This is a genomic window from Falsiroseomonas algicola, assembly GCF_011040385.1.
Lineage (GTDB): Bacteria > Pseudomonadota > Alphaproteobacteria > Acetobacterales > Acetobacteraceae > Falsiroseomonas > Falsiroseomonas algicola.
The window spans coordinates 1-239 of sequence record NZ_JAAIKB010000088.1 but is presented as its reverse complement, the minus strand read 5'-3'; the positions used below and the strand labels follow the sequence as shown (position 1 = coordinate 239).

Sequence of the window (239 nt, the reverse complement as noted above, 5' to 3'; positions counted from 1 at the left end):
ACCCGCAGCGCGGTCGCGGCAGCGCAGAAGCTGGGCGGCGAGGTGCATGTGCTGGTGCTGGGCGCGGAAGGCGCGGCCGCCGCGGCGAAGCGGCCGGGCGTGGCGAAGGTGCTGGTCGCCAAGGGCGACAGCATGGCGCTGGCGGAGCCGGTGGCGGCGCTGCTGATCAGCCTCGCCCCTGGCTATGATGCGCTGCTGGCGCCGGGCTCGGCCGCCGGCAAGAACGTGCTGCCGCGCGT

Annotated in this window: 1 pseudogene; it reads left to right on the top strand. The window is 76.2% G+C overall.

The window, feature by feature from the left end:
• Positions 1–239, top strand: a pseudogene (locus tag G3576_RS31140) (electron transfer flavoprotein subunit alpha/FixB family protein); the annotation flags it as partial.